Source organism: Robertmurraya dakarensis, assembly GCF_900156875.1.
In the GTDB taxonomy this organism is placed as follows: Bacteria; Bacillota; Bacilli; order Bacillales; family Cytobacillaceae; genus Robertmurraya; species Robertmurraya dakarensis.
Genome location: NZ_LT707408.1, coordinates 1,166,796 through 1,185,011 on the forward strand (window position 1 = coordinate 1,166,796; position 18,216 = coordinate 1,185,011).

The 18,216-nt window shown below is 36.4% G+C and carries 16 protein-coding genes; 11 read left to right on the plus strand and 5 right to left on the minus strand.

Features of this window, described 5'->3' with window-relative positions; genetic code table 11:
- Together CZ487_RS06885 and CZ487_RS06890 are read right to left on the minus strand one after the other, a co-directional pair.
- Positions 1-1,010 (minus strand): IS5/IS1182 family transposase (locus tag CZ487_RS06885; protein ID WP_077211892.1); only part of this gene is annotated, 1,010 nt, incomplete at its 3' end.
- Between the two features lie 138 nt (positions 1,011-1,148).
- Positions 1,149-1,349: a YlaI family protein gene (locus CZ487_RS06890; RefSeq protein WP_077211388.1), complete on the minus strand. Its 201-nt coding sequence runs from the start codon at positions 1,347-1,349 to the stop codon at positions 1,149-1,151.
- 223 nt (positions 1,350-1,572) lie between these two features.
- On the opposite strand from CZ487_RS06890, the gene CZ487_RS06895 reads away from it, so the two are divergent.
- A complete protein-coding gene (locus tag CZ487_RS06895; protein WP_077211389.1) occupies positions 1,573-2,028 on the plus strand; it encodes a pyridoxamine 5'-phosphate oxidase family protein in 456 nt (151 codons plus the stop codon).
- Between the two features lie 62 nt (positions 2,029-2,090).
- Here CZ487_RS06895 and CZ487_RS06900 read toward each other — a convergent pair whose 3' ends face one another.
- Positions 2,091-2,699, minus strand: a complete 609-nt coding sequence (locus CZ487_RS06900) for a YhcN/YlaJ family sporulation lipoprotein (RefSeq protein ID WP_077211390.1) — start codon at positions 2,697-2,699, stop codon at positions 2,091-2,093.
- Between the two features lie 184 nt (positions 2,700-2,883).
- On the opposite strand from CZ487_RS06900, the gene CZ487_RS06905 reads away from it, so the two are divergent.
- Positions 2,884-4,212: a PhoH family protein gene (locus tag CZ487_RS06905; RefSeq protein WP_077211391.1), complete on the plus strand. Its 1,329-nt coding sequence runs from the start codon at positions 2,884-2,886 to the stop codon at positions 4,210-4,212.
- A 100-nt stretch (positions 4,213-4,312) separates the two neighbouring features.
- Here the strand turns inward: CZ487_RS06905 and CZ487_RS06910 are convergent, their stop codons facing one another.
- Complete coding sequence (locus CZ487_RS06910; protein WP_077211392.1) at positions 4,313-4,810, minus strand: hypothetical protein; 498 nt, start codon at positions 4,808-4,810, stop codon at positions 4,313-4,315.
- A gap of 197 nt (positions 4,811-5,007) precedes the next feature.
- Between CZ487_RS06910 and CZ487_RS06915 the strand changes: the two genes are divergently transcribed.
- From CZ487_RS06915 to pyc, 3 genes are all read left to right on the plus strand, one after another.
- Entirely contained in the window at positions 5,008-5,289 is a 282-nt protein-coding gene (locus CZ487_RS06915) for an Fpa/YlaN family protein (protein WP_077211393.1), read from the plus strand.
- A 201-nt stretch (positions 5,290-5,490) separates the two neighbouring features.
- Positions 5,491-6,705 (plus strand): FtsW/RodA/SpoVE family cell cycle protein, encoded by a 1,215-nt coding sequence (locus CZ487_RS06920; protein ID WP_077211394.1) that lies wholly within the window; start codon positions 5,491-5,493, stop codon positions 6,703-6,705.
- A 174-nt stretch (positions 6,706-6,879) separates the two neighbouring features.
- Positions 6,880-10,320: a pyruvate carboxylase gene (pyc, locus tag CZ487_RS06925; RefSeq protein ID WP_077211395.1), complete on the plus strand. Its 3,441-nt coding sequence runs from the start codon at positions 6,880-6,882 to the stop codon at positions 10,318-10,320.
- A gap of 41 nt (positions 10,321-10,361) precedes the next feature.
- Here pyc and CZ487_RS06930 read toward each other — a convergent pair whose 3' ends face one another.
- A complete protein-coding gene (locus CZ487_RS06930; RefSeq protein ID WP_077211396.1) occupies positions 10,362-11,333 on the minus strand; it encodes a COX15/CtaA family protein in 972 nt (323 codons plus the stop codon).
- A gap of 720 nt (positions 11,334-12,053) precedes the next feature.
- On the opposite strand from CZ487_RS06930, the gene cyoE reads away from it, so the two are divergent.
- The 6 genes from cyoE (at position 12,054) to ctaG (ending at position 18,118) form a co-directional block, all read left to right on the plus strand.
- Entirely contained in the window at positions 12,054-12,995 is a 942-nt protein-coding gene (gene cyoE, locus CZ487_RS06935) for a heme o synthase (protein WP_077211397.1), read from the plus strand.
- A 104-nt stretch (positions 12,996-13,099) separates the two neighbouring features.
- On the plus strand, positions 13,100-14,176 hold the full coding sequence (gene coxB / locus CZ487_RS06940; RefSeq protein ID WP_077211893.1) for a cytochrome c oxidase subunit II: 1,077 nt from the start codon (positions 13,100-13,102) through the stop codon (positions 14,174-14,176).
- A gap of 31 nt (positions 14,177-14,207) precedes the next feature.
- Positions 14,208-16,079 (plus strand): cytochrome c oxidase subunit I, encoded by a 1,872-nt coding sequence (gene ctaD, locus CZ487_RS06945; protein ID WP_077211398.1) that lies wholly within the window; start codon positions 14,208-14,210, stop codon positions 16,077-16,079.
- On the plus strand, positions 16,079-16,708 hold the full coding sequence (locus tag CZ487_RS06950) for a cytochrome (ubi)quinol oxidase subunit III (protein WP_077211399.1): 630 nt from the start codon (positions 16,079-16,081) through the stop codon (positions 16,706-16,708). Before ctaD ends, CZ487_RS06950 begins: the two co-directional genes overlap by 1 nt.
- 4 nt (positions 16,709-16,712) lie before the next feature.
- Positions 16,713-17,048, plus strand: a complete 336-nt coding sequence (gene ctaF, locus CZ487_RS06955; protein ID WP_077211400.1) for a cytochrome c oxidase subunit IVB — start codon at positions 16,713-16,715, stop codon at positions 17,046-17,048.
- Positions 17,049-17,209: 161 nt separating this feature from the next.
- Entirely contained in the window at positions 17,210-18,118 is a 909-nt protein-coding gene (ctaG, locus tag CZ487_RS06960; RefSeq protein ID WP_077211401.1) for a cytochrome c oxidase assembly factor CtaG, read from the plus strand.
- The last annotated feature ends 98 nt before the right edge of the window (positions 18,119-18,216 follow it).

The window sequence follows — 18,216 nt, forward strand, 5'->3', positions numbered from 1 at the left end:
CCTTGTGTGACAGAAGGGTTTAGTTTAGCTACTAATTTTATTTCATTTTTATTGGCATATTCTATATTTCCCTTTTCAGAATATGCTGCATCACCAATTACAGTTTCAACTTCCATTCCAGCTTCGATACTTTTTTCAATTAGCGCTTCTAATTGCTTTCCGTCATTCTTTTCGCCAGTGGTTATTGTTGCCGCTGTGATAATTCTCTCTTCACTCATGGCAAGGTGTGTTTTGTATCCAAAAAATGCGGAATCCGCACTTTTATGTCCAACTTTTGCGTCTTTATCTTCTGATATCTGTAATTGTTCAACATCATCGGCAACGGTTTCTTCCAGAAGATTTAACTGTTCTTTTACTTTTGGATATTGAACAAGAACTTCTTCCTTTTTAATCACATCAATGAGATCTTGGCAATATTTGATTTCATCCTCTAGTACATCCGTTGTCGTTTTGGATGGAAACTTACTCTTCATATTTTCATCTATTTGATATATCGTTTTTCTCAGTTTTTTGGAACGGTCCATAAGGACCTCTTTAGGAGTTTTTTGGTTATACCGAGCTTTTGTATGGGTGGCATCAACAATAATAGAATTACTTTTGATGACTTCCTTTTCAATAGCTATTTCTACAGTCTTATTGATAAGCAGATCTAAAAGATTAATATCTTTTAACCGTAATTTTCTAAACTTTGTTAAAGAGCTAGGATCAATTACTTGCTCCTCTGGTGCCATGTTGAGAAAGTATTTAAAAGACATGTCATACTTAGAACGTTCTACTATATCAACATCAGATAGGTCATGGACGGTCTTCAAAAATAAATATTTGAACATACGAATAGGGTCAATGGCATTTCGCCCGTTATCCAAGCAATAGTTATCTTTCAATTCTTCATAAACAAAAGAGAAGTCAATTAGTTCATTAATTTTTCGTAACATATTGTCTGCAGGAACGATTAAGTTATAGAGTTCCATATATGGACTTAATGCCATTGATTGTTGTTTTTGAATCATTGAAACCACCCGCTTAAAATTGTTAACCTAATTATAAAACAAAAAGGGAAGGATTCCTCAAAATAATTGAGAAATCCTTCCCTTTTTTCCTTTAAGGGGCTTTTTCAGTGCCCTCTTCATAAAGTGCCTGGTTTTTTTTTACCATTCATCTTCTTCTGTTTTAGAACGGTAGAGCTGGAAATTTCCAGTCGCAATTCTTGCATTCGTTCTTTCGGTAATCCTATCCTCGCACACCTTGCACATAAATGTGTGAATCGGTCGATTACGCAGCCGTTTCGCTTGGAAGGATTCATCTTTGATGGATTCTATTTTATCGCAAATAACACATTTAACTCTCATTATAAACACCTCGTTAAAACAATTAAAAAAACTAGCTGTATAGGAGTATTATATCATTACGTTTGAAATATGTCTTTTTATTCTAAAAATGGCAGAGCATATTTGATTCAGCAGGAGCAATAGTAGTAAGATAATGATAACGAATATAGTTACAGGAACGTTCGTAATGTAGGCTATATTATATCATAAAATATGATGGTTGAAGGTCGTAAGGAGGATGTACATGGCTAACGAAGTGGAACCAATGTTAATAAAACCTTTATATGATGAATTGCAAAAAGAACGTTTTGTCATTCTGGCGACAGTTGATTATGAAACAGGGGGCCCAAATGTAAGTGCTCTATCTTGGGTTTTGGCAAAGGATGAGAAAAGCATTTATTTTGCGGTGGATAATCGTTCGCGAATTATCCAAAACATTCAAGAAAATAATCAAATTGTCATAACGGTCATTACGAATGAAACTACTTATGCTATTAGTGGTGAAGCATTAATAAAAACAGAAAGAATCGATGAAGTACCTCTAAAACTTGCCTTAGTCGAATTAAAGGTCAATGAAGTACGTGATGTAATGTTTTATGGTTCTAAAATTATAGCAGAACCTAAATATGATAAAACTTATGATCCTGCAGCAGCAGCACGTCTAGATAAACAAGTGATGGATATTATGAGAAAAGCTTAGTCTTGTTTCTGACTAAGCTTTTCTTAATAAAAAAGGATTTTTGTGTGAAACGATCTTGAGAGTTATTTCTCTTCGTTCATTTTGTGATTAGATTGCTCTTCTTGCTGGTTTTCTAATTTTTGTTTCTCATTGTTGTTAAGTTTATCATTCGGCTGGTTAACGGTATTTTTTTTCACATTAGGATCAATAATATCAGCTGGTATTTCCGGCATTAATCTTCCAGAGATATCTGCTAATTCGTTAATGATACCTTGAATCGGGGCACCGCTCCTAATATCCTCTTGAATTTCCTCTAGTCTTGCTGTTATATCAGGATCTGCTACTACGATTGCTCTAGCTCCGTGTGGATCTTTTTTTAAGCTTTCTGCAACAGAATACTTAATTGAGCCTACTTGAGAACGTTCAATATCTTCTTTTACATCGATTCCGACAATTGCATATCTACCAAGCACTACTGCCGTTGCATCATTTACATTTGGGATACTAGTGGCTAAATCCACTAAGTGCTGTGAAACCTTTTGTCCTGTATCTCGGTCAACACTTTCGACAGTACTGTTTTTCACGTTGATAGTTTGCTGTCCGTTATTTTGATCATCGCCCGCTTGGTTGTTCGCATTACATCCAGTTATAAAGATAATGGCTGCTGCCAGACAGAATAGCCATTTTTTCATTCCTGTTCACCTCCAAAAAATGTTAATACAGATGGCAGTTAATATAAATTAAAAGATTCATTACGATTATTGTGTAAAACTTCTTCTATCTTTATGCGGGTAATCATATATTTTACAAAGCTCTTCCTAACAACGGTTAATCAATCTCTACATAAAGACCTTAAAAGGAGCAGGAGGCATAGACTTGACAAAAATATATGTGTTAGATACTAATGTCTTGTTACAAGACCCGTATTCCATCTTTTCCTTTGAAGATAATGAAGTGGTTATACCAGCAGTAGTACTTGAAGAAGTCGATTCTAAAAAGCGTTATATGGATGAAATCGGAAGAAACGCAAGACAAGTATCAAGACTTATTGACGGTTTAAGACAAACCGGAAAGCTTCATGAAAAAATTCCTCTTGAAAATGGCGGTGCTCTTCGAATTGAACTTAATCACCGTTCATTTCATCAGCTTCAAGATGTATTTGTAGAAAAAACAAATGATAACCGGATCCTTGCGGTTGCCAAAAATCTTTCTTTAGAAGAGGATTCCAAGAATAATGGCAGACAAGTTATTCTAGTCAGCAAGGACGCTCTAGTTAGAGTAAAGGCAGATGCAATCGGACTTTACTCAGAGGACTTTTTAAGTGATAGAGTGGTCGAGAATGATCATATCTATACAGGGATATTAGAACTGTTTCTTAGTGTAGATTTATTAAGCCGCTTTTATGAAAAGGGAGAACTTTCCTTAAGTGAAATTACAAACCATCCTTTTTATCCAAATCAGTTTTTACTCATGAAAGATTCATTAGGGTCATCATCCTCTGCAATTGGTATGGTGGATCACACAGGAAAAAGGGTCAAGAAATTAATCTTTGATCATGACCATATATGGGGAATTCGTCCTAGGAATGTTCAGCAAACGATGGCAATTGAGCTGCTTCTAAGAAAGGATCTCCCGTTAATTACATTAATAGGAAAAGCTGGAACTGGAAAAACACTGTTAGCATTAGCAGCAGGTTTGATGCAAACGGAAGATTACGGAGCATATAAAAAGCTGCTCGTCGCTAGACCAATAGTACCGGTTGGGAAAGACATCGGGTTTTTGCCGGGAGAGAAGGAAGAGAAACTGCGACCTTGGATGCAGCCAATATACGATAATTTAGAGTACTTGTTTAATGCGAAAAAACCAGGAGAACTAGATGCCATTTTGGCTGGGATGGGTTCAATTGAAGTAGAAGCATTAACTTATATTAGGGGTAGAAGTATTCCCGATCAATTTATTATTATCGATGAAGCTCAAAATTTAACAAAGCATGAAATTAAGACAATCCTCACACGTGTGGGAGAAGGTAGTAAAATTGTTCTAATGGGTGACCCGGAACAAATTGATCATCCTTATCTTGACGCATACAATAATGGTCTGACCTATGTCGTTGAGAAATTCAAGGACCAGCCTATTTCAGGTCATGTAAAGCTGTATAAGGGAGAAAGATCGGGGCTGGCTCAGTTAGCAGCAGACTTGCTTTAAACTAAAGATGAAAGAACTCCTAGAAAAGAGACCAGAGTCGATAAGGATCTATCATCCTTATCGACTCTGGTCTCTTACACCGACAATTATTGCTTTATATTTATTCAACCCTAAATGCTTTAACATTTTTAATTGGATTATCTGCATTTGAGCCGTCCCCGTAGTACGCATGTACAGGCCCATCTTCTTTTAATGGTTTCCCTTCTTTTGAAAAACCTAACAACATTTCCTCGGCTGTTACTAGAGGAATTTCCACTTCACCATCTACTGTTTCTATAATTAAGTACTGTGCATCTTTTAATAATTGCGCATTGTTTAAAAAAGGTTTTAAGGGCATACAAAACGTTCCTGTAATCATTTTTTCTTTTTCATATTTTTTCTCGGTCTTTAGGGTTGGAGGATAGATAGCTCCTTCCATAATTTCACGGTCCCAATGCTTGGAAACAGACTTTTTATATTCTTCGAGCTCATCTTTTCTTTCTTCTTTGTCATGAAAGATGGTTTCTAAATCTTTTCTTCGATCATCAAAGATCCAAACACTTGGATCTAATGTTATAGTATATTTAACTTTCCCAGTGAGTAATATAATGTTTTCCATTTGTGCCTCCCGTATAATTCCTAGAATCTAGTACCAGTATATCGATATTTTTACAAATTGTCATACATTCTTCATTCTCCATTCTCCAATAAACAGATGAATCATGCTACTTAACAATCTGTTATTTCTTGATTTTTTTCTCATTGCAGGTTAAAATTTATAGATAGGATAATCGCTCGGAAACGGGGGGATCGATGTTGGCATCTGAAATCATAGTGAATCATCGAGATAAAGCAAATGCCTTGCTTAAGGCTGACGCTGATAAAATACTAAAGCTCATTAAAGTACAGATGGACAATTTAACCATGCCTCAATGTCCTTTATACGAAGAAGTATTAGATACGCAAATGTTTGGGCTTTCACGTGAAATAGATTTTGCTGTTCGTCTTGGTTTAATTGACAATGAAGAGGGTAAAGCTATTTTAGGTCAATTAGAAAGGGAACTTTCTGCCCTGCATGAAGCTTCACAAAAAAAATAATAATAAAAAAACTCAAACGTCTGAAGTAAGATTGTTTGAGTTTTTTTCATCATTGAACATAACATAACAGGTTAAATTTTTTGTGGGCAGCTTCCATTTACCGCTGCAGCCTGTATATATTATCTTCATATCAATCTGTGCAGGATTTTAAATTCTATAATAGAATAAGTTATACAATGAAGAAGATAAGGAAGCGGTTGAATGTTAAAAAAAATTCTAAAATCATATGATTATTCTCTGGTAGTGGTCGTAATATTGCTAGCAGTATTTGGTCTTATCATGATATACAGCGCAAGTATGGTGACTGCTATACAAAGATATGGTTACGAAAGTGATCATTTTTTTGACCGGCAGCGAATTTATTTGCTTGCTTCAGCCTTAGCCTTTATATTTTTTGCTATTGTTCCGTATAAAATGTACCTCAATAATAAGATACTTGTTCCTCTTGTGGTACTTTTATTAGGTGCTTTAATGGGTGTCTTAGCATTTGGTACGGTTGCTGGTAATGCTCAGAGCTGGTATCAAATTGGGCCGGTCCGTCTGCAGCCTGCAGAGTTTGTTAAAATAGGGATTATTGTTTATTTGTCAGCTGTTTATGCTAAAAAACAACCTTACATAAATGAATTCAATAAAGGAGTTTTACCCCCTCTTGTGCTATTGGTATTAGTCTGTTTTTTTATTGCGCTTCAGCCGGATTATGGAACAGCTTTGTTAATCGTACTAATATCCGGGTCCATCATCCTTTCTTCAGGAATGAACTTAAAGAATATTGTAAAATTAATAAGTTTAGGGATTGTCTTGTCCATACCAGCTATCCTTATTTTAAAAGATCATATATTCTCAGAAACTAGACTTGAGAGATTTCAAGTGCTTTCGAATCCGTTTGCTGAAGAGATTGCGCAAACTTCAGGGTATCATCTAGTAAACTCATTTCTAGCATTAGGGGCAGGAGGACTAAAAGGGCTTGGTTTGGGACAAAGCATTCAAAAGCTAGGTTATTTACCTGAACCTCACACGGATTTTATCATGGCTATCATAGCTGAAGAACTAGGTGTTCTAGGAGTGTTATTCGTCCTGTGTTCATTAGGGTATATCGTTTTAAAAGGGATCTACATTGGTTTGAAAGGTAAAGATCCATTTGGCAGTCTGCTTGCAATCGGAATCGCAAGTATGATTGGAATTCAAAGCTTTGTAAATCTGGCTGGGATATCTGGGCTTATCCCGCTGACAGGGGTTCCCCTCCCGTTTTTGAGCTACGGAGGCTCTTCATTACTCCAATTGTCAATTTCTATGGGGATATTGGTAAATGTTTCAATGTTTATTAATTATGAGAAAAAATACAAGAATAAAGAAAACAAAGAAGTTCAATCAACTATTTCAGGAAATAACAACAGTACGTATTACTTAAGAAAATAAGCTTCAAGTATCCCTTGAAGCTCCCTTTTTTATATCAAAATTTAGCTTTTTTCTAAATTTTTGTTCATTTTATACTGAACTTTATGATATTATACTTAAAATCATAAAAATAACTTTTGACATGAGTTCAGATATTGAACTCTTAACTTTTTAAGATAAGATGAGGTGTTTTTTTTGGCTAGAAAAATCAACAAGGTATTAGTTGCTAACAGAGGAGAAATTGCAATAAGAGTCTTCCGGGCTTGTACAGAACTTAATATTCGAACGGTAGCTATCTACTCAAAAGAAGATTCTGGATCTTACCACCGTTATAAAGCCGATGAAGCTTATTTAGTAGGAGAAGATAAAAAACCAATAGATGCATATTTGGATATAGATGGAATCATCGAAATCGCAAAAGAACGCGATGTCGATGCAATCCACCCGGGATATGGCTTTTTATCTGAAAACATACATTTTGCTAAAAGATGTGAAGAAGAAGGAATTATTTTTATCGGTCCGAAATCTAAGCATCTTGATATGTTTGGAGACAAGGTGAAAGCTAGAACTCAAGCAATGCTCGCTGAAATTCCTGTAATTCCAGGCACAGATGGTCCGGTTAGGAGTTTAGAAGAAGTAGTAGATTTTGGTCAAACCTATGGGTTCCCTATCATTATTAAAGCTTCACTAGGCGGCGGCGGACGTGGAATGCGTATTGTAAAAAGCCTTGAAGAGGTAGAACAATCATATGATAGAGCCAAATCGGAAGCAAAAGCGGCTTTTGGAAATGATGAAGTTTATGTAGAGAAGTTTATTGAAAATCCAAAGCATATTGAAGTGCAAATTATTGGGGATGAAGAAGGAAATATTATTCACCTTTATGAAAGGGATTGTTCCGTTCAGCGGCGTCACCAAAAGGTTGTAGAAGTTGCTCCTAGTGTCTCGCTTGATAATGATCTGCGGGAAAGAATCTGTGAAGCAGCTGTCAGCTTAATGAAAAATGTAGATTATTTGAATGCAGGGACAGTTGAATTCTTAGTTTCAGGGAAAGAATTTTATTTCATCGAGGTAAATCCTCGTGTCCAAGTTGAGCATACGATTACTGAAATGATCACAGGTGTTGATATCGTTCAAACACAGATTATGGTGGCTGAAGGACATTCATTGCATTCGCAAAAAGTTGGAATTCCAAAGCAAGAAGAAATTAAAACTCATGGGTTTGCGATCCAATCACGTGTAACGACAGAGGACCCATTAAATAACTTTATGCCTGACACAGGAAGAATTATGGCTTATCGTTCAGGCGGCGGTTTTGGCGTAAGACTTGATGCAGGTAATAGTTTTCAAGGGGCAGTTATCACACCGTACTATGATTCGCTTCTAGTAAAACTTTCAACACATGCACTTACATTTGAACAAGCTGCATCTAAAATGGTCAGAAATCTTCAAGAGTTTCGAATTCGTGGAATTAAAACAAATATCCCGTTTCTAGTAAATGTTGTTAGACATAGAAAGTTTATTACTGGAGAATATGATACATCTTTTATTGACAAGACACCTGAATTATTTCTTTTCCCAGTTAGTAAGGATAGGGGTACAAAGATGCTCTCCTATATTGCTAACGTTACGGTAAATGGTTTCCCTGGTATTGAGAAGAAGAAGAGACCAGTATTTGAGAAGCCGAGAATACCAAAACTTAAAACCGATATTACTTATCAAGATGGCACGAAGCAGATACTAAAAGAAAAAGGCGCAGATGGATTGGTTCAATGGGTCAAAGACCAAAAGAAAGTCTTGTTGACTGATACCACTTTCCGTGATGCGCATCAATCTTTATTAGCTACTCGTGTTAGAACTACAGATATTAAGCATATTGCCGAACCTACCGCAAAGTTACTTCCAGAAATGTTCTCCTATGAAATGTGGGGAGGGGCAACCTTTGACGTAGCTTATAATTTCTTGAAAGAAGATCCGTGGGAAAGATTATTAACTATTCGCAAACAGATGCCTAATGTGTTACTGCAGATGCTGTTAAGAGCTTCAAATGCTGTTGGATATAAGAATTATCCTGACAATGTAATTAAGGAATTTGTCATTAAATCAGCACATGCTGGAATTGATGTATTTAGAATTTTTGATAGTCTTAACTGGGTTAAGGGTATGGAAGTAGCGATTGATGCAGTTCGCCAAACTGGAAAAATAGCAGAGGCTGCGATTTGCTACACAGGAGATATACTTGATCCTACCAGAAAAAAATATAATCTAGAATACTATAAAAATTTAGCTAAGGAATTAGAACAACAAGGTGCACATATTCTAGGTATTAAAGATATGGCAGGTTTATTAAAACCTCAAGCTGCTTATACCCTAATTTCTGAGTTAAAAGATGTAATTGACATTCCAATCCATCTCCATACTCATGATACTAGCGGTAACGGAATTTATACGTATGCTAAAGCAATAGAAGCTGGTGTGGATATTGTCGATGTTGCTCTAAGTACGATGGCAGGTTTAACTTCGCAGCCAAGTGCAAATTCTTTATATTATGCTTTAGAGGGTTCTGAACGCAAGCCAGATATCAATATAAATGCACTTGAACAACTAGCGCATTACTGGGAAGATGTTAGAGAATATTATCAGGATTTTGAAAGCGGCATGAAATCGCCTCATACTGAAGTCTATCAGCATGAAATGCCAGGAGGTCAATATAGCAACCTTCAGCAGCAGGCGAAAGCAGTGGGCCTAGGGGACCGCTGGGATGAAGTTAAGGACATGTATGCTCGTGTTAATCATCTGTTTGGTGATGTTGTAAAAGTTACCCCATCTTCTAAAGTAGTAGGGGATATGGCCCTGTATATGGTTCAAAACGATTTATCCGAAGAGGGTGTTATCGCAAAAGGTGAAAGTATTGATTTCCCGAACTCTGTCGTTGAATTTTTCGAAGGTTATTTAGGACAACCGGTTGGCGGGTTCCCAGAGGAATTACAAAAGGTAATTCTTAAAGGCAAGCAACCGATTACGGTAAGACCTGGGGAATTGATGGAAGATGTCGATTTTAAAGCGATTGAAAAAGAACTATTTGAAGAGTTAGGGCGCCCGATAACAAGCTTTGAAAAGCTTGCATATGCTTTATATCCAAAAGTCTTTAAGGATTATACGAAAGCAGTAGAGTTATACGGGGATATTTCGGTTCTTGATACACCTACATTCCTATATGGATTGAGGCTGGGTGAAGAAATTGAAGTAGAAATTGAAACAGGAAAAACATTAATTGTTAAACTGCTTTCAATTGGTCAAGCACAGGCTGACGGAACGAGAGTTGTCTACTTTGAACTAAATGGACAGCCGCGTGAAGTAGTGGTAAAAGATGAGAGCATTAAAACAACTGTTGCTGCAAAGGTTAAAGCAGATCCTAAAAATGAAAACCATATTGGAGCAACGATGCCGGGTACAGTGATTAAAGTTCTTGTTGAAAAAGGTGAGAAGGTTGAAAGAGGAGACCATTTAATGATCACAGAAGCTATGAAAATGGAAACTACTGTTCAAGCACCTTTCTCTGGAACGATTAAAGATATTTATGTTACGAATGGGGAAGCTATCCAAACTGGAGACCTGCTCATAGAGTTTTCTAAATAATAAATAAAAAAAGTTGCAGCATATGCTGCAACTTTTTTTATTTATTGAACTGTAATGGTATCAGCAGATACCTTTTTGTTTTCTGCTTCTTTAGGTTGATTAATGAGCACTGCATTTTTCTTGCTGCGCGAAGAAAGAAGAATGAAATAACTTAGAACTCCAAATAAACAAGAGATAAAGAATGCATGTGCCAAAGCAATCCCTAAATTTAATCGAGTAAGAACAACTAAAGCTCCTGATGCGACCTGAAGGGAAACTAATGTGAAGGAGATGATCCATCCCCAATAGATAACCTTTTGATGTCGATAATGTTTAATTGCGAGGTAGGTGATATAGCCTATCCAAATAAAAATGAGACCTGCTGCAAATCGGTGGCCCATCTGTACCCACTCATAAAAGTTTGATGGAAGACCAAATTCAGAATTGATACATAATGGCCAATCGCGGCATACCAAACTGGCATTCACATGTCTAACGAGTGCGCCTGTGTATACAACAACAAAACTGTACAAAGATACGCCGATAATATGTTTTTGCATTCTGTTATCTAAGATCAATTTCTCAGCTTCGAATTTTTTATCGATTTCGAAAATAAGGAGTGTTAAAAGCAATACGGCTGCAAAAGAGATAAGGGATATGCCGAAATGAACAGCTAATACAAAATCTGATTGTCCCCACATTACAGCTGCCGCGCCAATAAGTCCCTGAAGTACGAGGAAGAAAAAAGATAATAGAGATAAGAATTTCGTTTCACGGATATGTCCGATTGTTTTCCAAGACCAAACTGACAAAATTAATACCATAATCCCAACGACACCTGACACAAGCCGATGAGCCAGCTCGATGACAAGTTCTATCGTTATTTCGCTTGGAATAAATTCTCCGTTGCATAATGGCCAAGACCGACCGCAACCCATTCCAGAATCTGTCTTTGTTACTAATGCTCCTCCAAGAAGAATGAACAGCATACCGATTGTAGTCAGGACGGCAAACCATTTAAGAGAGCGCTTCAATTTTTACCACCTTCTCTAGTGAATGTTCACAAATTTGTCATAATATAAGATTGAATCTTACAATAAGTATAAAAATAAGACTAAAAGGAAATAAAAAATATATTTTATCTTAAATATAACTAAAACGCTAAAAAAAGAATACAAAACGATCCTTTTCTTACTATATTTTAGAACCTACACAATACTGAATACTACACAATAATTGAGAAATTTACAACCAAAAAACTATTTATTCACATTAGGAAGTTAAAAAAGGTTGAAAAAGTTATAAGAGTTTGCTAGAAATATAGGAGAGTTACTTAATCTATCATTAAAGAATATAGATTTTACAATATAATATATATTGACAGAAAGTGATAAAATACCTGAAATTACACCAAAATTTCACATCTTAAGTAGCAGTTTTCTTTTATTATAGTGAAAGAATAACGGTTTTTAGAGACAATTATATGAATTAGTCATAAATTAGTCACAAAAAATTTAAAAAAAGTTCACAAAAGCACTGAAAAATGTGGTTAAATATATAGAAAGTAATTTTATTTATTTGTGTGAATGTTAAACAATATTACCACTATAGTGATAGTGAATACTATCTCCTGAAAATTAAATGTGGGCAGCACCACATTTAATTGTAAATATAGCAAATATAGCAGTTAAACCTCATACATAAGATCTGTCAAAATTTGTTATATTTACAATATGTAAAAAGGAGGAAAGGAAATGGCTGATTTAAGGGCTTTAAGTGAGTCTGCTATTGATAGCAGTGAACAAAGCCTGAATTCCAATGTCTCAAAGGCAAACACATGGAAAGACTTCTCGTCATTGATTAAGATTGGTATCGTGAATTCAAATATGATTACAACTTTTACTGGCTTATGGCTGGCTTTACATTTCACGAACCAAGGTTTTTTAGCCAATTGGGGAATTGTCCTGCTTACCTTGATGGGGTCATCGTTCATCATAGCAGGTTCATGTGTAATTAATAATGTGTATGATCGTGATATTGATCCTTTGATGGAGAGAACAAAGGATAGACCTACAGTCACAGGGACTGCTAGTCCTGCAAAGACAGCAGCTTTTGGCGTCATCTTGATTATTTTCGGACTTATGTCTTTATTAATGACAACGATTTCAGCTGCTATCATTGGTGTAATTGGAGTGTTCAGTTATGTTGTTCTCTATACAATGTGGTCCAAACGCAGATATGTGTCTAATACCATCGTAGGAAGTATTTCTGGTGCCGTCCCTCCACTAATCGGCTGGGCTGCTGTTGATCCGAATTTGGATATCATTGCGTGGGCACTGTTTTTTATAATGTTTGCGTGGCAGCCGCCACATTTTTATGCCCTAGCGATGAGAAGGGTTAAAGAATATAAAGCAGCTGGTGTACCGATGCTTCCAGTAGTCAAAGGTTTCGAAACAACGAAAAAGCACACACTAGCTTGGATTATTGCCTTATTTCCAATCCCATTCCTGTTAATCACATCAATGGGTATGCCCTTTGTAATCTTGGCAACAATTTTAAATATAGGTTGGCTAGTTTTAGGAATATACCGATACAATAAGCGTGATGATATGAAATGGGCTACATCCATGTTTGTATACTCACTACAATATATGACTATTATGTTTGTATCTATGGTAATTGTCACACTTCTATAATTTATTTTGGGAGAATCTTTCTTTACGAAAGTAAAGAGAAGTTATCTATACATTTTCAATAATTACAAAAGAAATCTTTTATGAAAGAGGGGTATGATTTGGCTATGAAATGGCTATCAAAGTGGCGCCTTTTATCATTATTTACGATGTTGGCGTTCGTATTATCCGGTTGTGGATTACCGCATTTATCAACGCTTCAGCCAGCCGGAGAGGTTGCTCAAACCCAATATGATTTAATGGTGCTTAGTACAGCAATTATGGTGGGGGTAATTGTTGTCGTAACGGTGATCTTCTTGATTGTTCTTTTCCGATTCCGTCGAAAAGACGACAAAATCCCTAAACAGGTTGAAGGAAGTCACAAACTAGAAATTATCTGGACTGTTATTCCAATTTTATTACTTCTCGTACTTGCTGTACCAACAGTAAAAGCAACATTTGATTTAGCAGATGTTGAAGCAATGGATCAAAAAAATGAAGAAGGAAAAACAGATGCACTTGTCGTGAATGTACGTGCTAATCTTTATTGGTGGGAATTTGAATATCCAAATGAAGAAATTGTTACTAGTCAAGAACTCGTCGTTCCTACAGATGAAAAAGTGTATTTTAACTTGAAGGCTTCTGATGTTAAACATTCTTTCTGGATTCCAGCAGTTGGCGGTAAGATGGATACAAACACAGACAACGTAAATAAGTTCTGGTTAGAATTTGATTCTGCAGCAGCAGACGAGGCAGGAGAACTTTTCTATGGAAAATGTGCTGAGCTATGTGGCCCTTCTCACGCCTTAATGGACTTTAAAGTAAAAACTCTTCCACGTGATGAGTTTGATCAATGGGTAGCAGATATGCAGGATGTTAAAGAACCAGCTGTAGCACAAACACCAAAAGCTCAGCAAGGTCAAGAAATTTTTAATAATAGCTGTATCGGTTGTCATGCTGTTACACCAGCAAATACAACCCCGGAAGCAGCTCGTATGGCTCCGAATTTAACAAACTTCGGTGAAAGAGATTATGTTGCTGGACTAATTACTATGGAAAATAATGAAGAGAACATTAAAGAATGGCTTCGTGATCCAGAAAAGTATAAACCAGCAAATAAGATGACTGGCACTTATGGAGAACTTAGTGAAGATGAACTAGATGCTTTAGCTGAGTATCTGCTAGGATTGAAAGTTCAAGAATAATAAGGGGTTAGTTTTAAAGGGAGGTAAAATTGTGAGTACCTATGCTCAGAAAAGAGGATTCGGTGCAACGCTTTGGGATTATTTAACAACCGTTGATCACAAGAAAATTGCCATATTGTATTTTATTGCAGGTGGATTTTTCTTTGTACTCGGTGGAATAGAAGCGATGATCATCCGTATTCAGCTTGCGATTCCGAATAATGATTTTGTTAGTGCTGGTTTTTATAATGAGATCTTAACCATGCACGGAACTACAATGATTTTCCTGGCTGCGATGCCGCTTTTGTTTGGTTTTATGAATGCTATCATGCCATTACAAATTGGTGCACGTGATGTTGCATTCCCGTTTGTAAATGCATTAGGTTTTTGGTTATTTTTCTTTGGAGGAACTTTCCTAAACTTATCTTGGTTCCTTGGTGGTGCACCAGATGCAGGTTGGACTTCATATGCATCACTTTCATTAGCATCAGAAGGGCATGGAATTGATTTCTACGTATTAGGGTTACAGATTTCAGGTTTTGGAACACTCATGGGGGGAATTAACTTCCTTGTAACGATTATTAATATGAGAGCACCTGGTATGACTTATATGCGTATGCCGTTGTTTACTTGGACAACATTTGTTGCTTCATCATTAATTTTATTTGCGTTTCCGCCATTAACTGTAAGTATTTTCATGTTGATGTTTGATAGACTTTTTGGGTCTAACTTCTTTGTAACAGCAGCAGGTGGAAATACAATTATCTGGGAGCACTTCTTCTGGATATTTGGTCACCCGGAAGTTTATATTTTAATTCTTCCAGCATTCGGTATTTTCTCGGAAATAATACCAGTATTTGCAAGGAAGCGATTGTTCGGTTACTCTTCAATGGTTTTCGCAACAGTCTTAATTGGTTTCTTAGGTTTCATGGTATGGGCTCACCATATGTTTACAGTTGGTCTAGGGCCAATTGCTAACGCTATTTTTGCAGTAGCTACTATGGCGATTGCAGTACCGACAGGTATTAAGATATTCAACTGGCTGTTTACAGCATGGGGCGGAAGTGTATCTTTTACAACTCCAATGCACTATGCTTTAGCATTTATCCCTTCATTCTTAATGGGTGGGGTTACAGGAGTTATGCTTGCGGTAGCAGCAGCTGACTATCAGTATCATGATACTTACTTTGTTGTTGCTCACTTCCACTATGTAATTGTTGGCGGGGTTGTGTTTGCTGTCCTTGGTGGATTACAATTCTACTGGCCTAAAATGTTCGGTACAATGTTAAATGAAACTCTTGGTAAAATTACGTTCTGGCTCTTCTTTGCTGGATTCCACTTAACGTTCTTTATTCAGCATTTCTTAGGATTATGGGGTATGCCTAGACGTATTTATACATTCTTGCCTGGTCAAGGATATGAATTATCCAACTTAGTAAGTACGATTGGTGCGTTATTGATGGCCGTTGCAACGGTTGTTCTAGTGATCAATATTATTATCACCGTTAAGAAAAATGAAAGAATAGGAAATGACCCATGGGGTGATGGACGTACACTAGAGTGGGCTATTCCATCTCCAGCTCCGTTCTATAACTTTAAGCAATTACCACTTGTTCGTGGTTTAGATCCATATTGGATCGAAAAAATGGAAGGAAAGAAAGGCATGACTCCTGCAGAACCGCTTGGAGATATTCATATGCCTAATTCATCAATCATTCCATTCATCATGTCATTCGGGTTATTCGTATCCGCATTTGGGGTAATGTATCGCTTAGATTATGCTTGGGGACTTCCAGTTCTAATCATAGGCTTAGTCATTACATTTGGTTCAATGTTAGCTCGTTCCTTAAAAGATGATCATGGTTTCCATATCCATAAGGAAGATTTAATCGATGATGATAATGAAAAGGGGGTTAAGGCATAATGCACGCTGAAGAAAAAATGACATATGAAAAATGGCCTGCTGCGCCTGAGAAACAAACCCTTGAAGCAAAAAATAAATTCCTTGGTTTTTGGTTTTTCCTTGGGGGAGAGACGGTTTTGTTTGCCTCTCTCTTCGCAACCTATCTTGCTTTAAAAGATAGAGTTCCTAGTGCAGACCATGCATTAGCTAAAGACTTATTCGAAATGCCATTGGTATTTCTTATGACGATGATTCTATTAACAAGTTCACTAACAAGTGTTTACGCGATGTATCATATGAAGAATTTTGATTTTAAGAAAATGCAGCTATGGTTAGGAATTACAGTTCTTCTTGGCTTTGCATTCTTAGGACTTGAAATCTACGAATTTAATCATTACGTACATGAATTTCATCATACCTTTACAAGTAGCGCGTTTAGTTCTGCCTTCTATACATTAGTTGGTTTCCATGGAGCTCACGTTACGTTTGGACTTGCGTGGATTATTGCATTGATGGTTCGTAATGCTAGAAGAGGATTGGACTTATATAATGCTCCAAAGTTCTATGTAGCAAGTCTTTATTGGCATTTCATTGACGTTGTATGGGTCTTTATCTTTACTGTAGTATATTTAATGGGGATGGTGGGATAAACTGATGGTTAATACTCAAACAAACTCAGGTAACCCAGAAACAGATCTTAAATATCGCCGTAAGAAAAATGCAGAGGAAATGAGACATCAAGTAATCTCTTTTGCCTTAATGATCGTCTTTACGCTAATAGCGTTTTTAGCAGTAGGATATGAAGGATTTTCTGCTTGGTTCGCTGTACCATTTATCCTTGTATTAGCTGTTGTTCAAGTAGGTTTTCAATTATACTACTTTATGCATATGAGTCATAAGGGTCACGAGGCTCCTGCATTATTTATGTACTCTGGTGTTCTGGTTGCATTCTTAACAATTATTTGCTTTCTAACGATTATCTGGTGGTAATCAAAAGAAGAAAATCGGCCCTTTGAGCCGATTTTCTTTTTATCACAAAACTTCCATTCATTTCTTGTGAGGATATTTGATCCATTTCTTTGAGAATCCTTTTTGTTAAGAGTATAATTAAATAGAATGATTTCTCGAATTTTAAGAGGTGATATTAGCAGATGTTATCGTTAGAAATGTTTGGTTTTAGGGCATTATGGAGTCCATATTTTTTTCTTTCTGTTTTACTAGTTGTTATTGGTTACTTCCTTCTTACAGTTAAATTCCGACATCGCTTTAAAGATAGTGACCCATTAACGATTAGACAAGGAGTTTATTTCTCAGTAGGGATGATTCTTCTATATGCTATTAAAGGATCACCTTTAGATTTAATGGGACATCTTATGTTCTACGCACATATGATTCAAATGGCAGTACTTTATCTAGTGATTCCTCCATTAGTGGTTATTGGTACTCCTCAATGGATCTGGAGAAAAGTCTTTAGTGTTAACGTGATTAATAAGTTGTTTTCATTTTTCACTAAGCCGCTAATTGCGCTTATTGTTTTTAATGGGATGTTTTCTTTTTATCATATTCCATTAATTTTTGACGTAGTCAAAACAGATATCTTGCTGCATGCTGGCTATACTTCACTACTATTTGTAGTGGCTGTCTTTATGTGGTGGCCGCTTGTAAATGAAGTAGCAGACCATCAGAAACTTTCAGGAGTCAGGAAACTAGGCTATATTTTCGCTGATGGCATCCTGCTTACGCCTGCCTGTGCGTTAATTATCTTTGCTGATACTCCGATGTATGCAACATTCTCTGATCCTAGTGCATGGGCAGAAGCTTTGACACTATGTGTCTCTCCTAGCATTTTGGCAACATTAAATTTAAGTGGTCCTGAAATGTTTAATTCTATGTCTTTACTGCATGATCAGCAGCTAGGCGGGGTACTCATGAAAGTAATCCAAGAAATCGTCTATGGAGTAGTATTGTTCCAAGTTTTTGCTGCCTGGTATAGAAAAGAGCAGGAGGAAGAATCAGTGGCTGAAAAGGAGCATCGTTTAAAAACGCAGTTTGCTGAATAAGCCAAAAGCACCTTTTAATTAAGGTGCTTTTTCATTGAGAGCGGAACATACTTGAATGATTAATGTTGTTAAATTTATCACTTTTATGTATTGGAATT

Coding starts and splice junctions, on each gene's coding strand:
- cyoE (WP_077211397.1), top strand. CDS start 12,054: ATGGCTGATTTAAGGGCTTTAAGTGAGTCTGCTATTGATAGCAGTGAA.
- CZ487_RS06890 (WP_077211388.1), bottom strand. CDS start 1,349: ATGAGAGTTAAATGTGTTATTTGCGATAAAATAGAATCCATCAAAGAT.
- CZ487_RS06920 (WP_077211394.1), top strand. CDS start 5,491: ATGTTAAAAAAAATTCTAAAATCATATGATTATTCTCTGGTAGTGGTC.
- CZ487_RS06900 (WP_077211390.1), bottom strand. CDS start 2,699: ATGAAAAAATGGCTATTCTGTCTGGCAGCAGCCATTATCTTTATAACT.
- CZ487_RS06910 (WP_077211392.1), bottom strand. CDS start 4,810: ATGGAAAACATTATATTACTCACTGGGAAAGTTAAATATACTATAACA.
- coxB (WP_077211893.1), top strand. CDS start 13,100: ATGAAATGGCTATCAAAGTGGCGCCTTTTATCATTATTTACGATGTTG.
- ctaG (WP_077211401.1), top strand. CDS start 17,210: ATGTTATCGTTAGAAATGTTTGGTTTTAGGGCATTATGGAGTCCATAT.
- ctaF (WP_077211400.1), top strand. CDS start 16,713: ATGGTTAATACTCAAACAAACTCAGGTAACCCAGAAACAGATCTTAAA.
- CZ487_RS06895 (WP_077211389.1), top strand. CDS start 1,573: ATGGCTAACGAAGTGGAACCAATGTTAATAAAACCTTTATATGATGAA.
- CZ487_RS06950 (WP_077211399.1), top strand. CDS start 16,079: ATGCACGCTGAAGAAAAAATGACATATGAAAAATGGCCTGCTGCGCCT.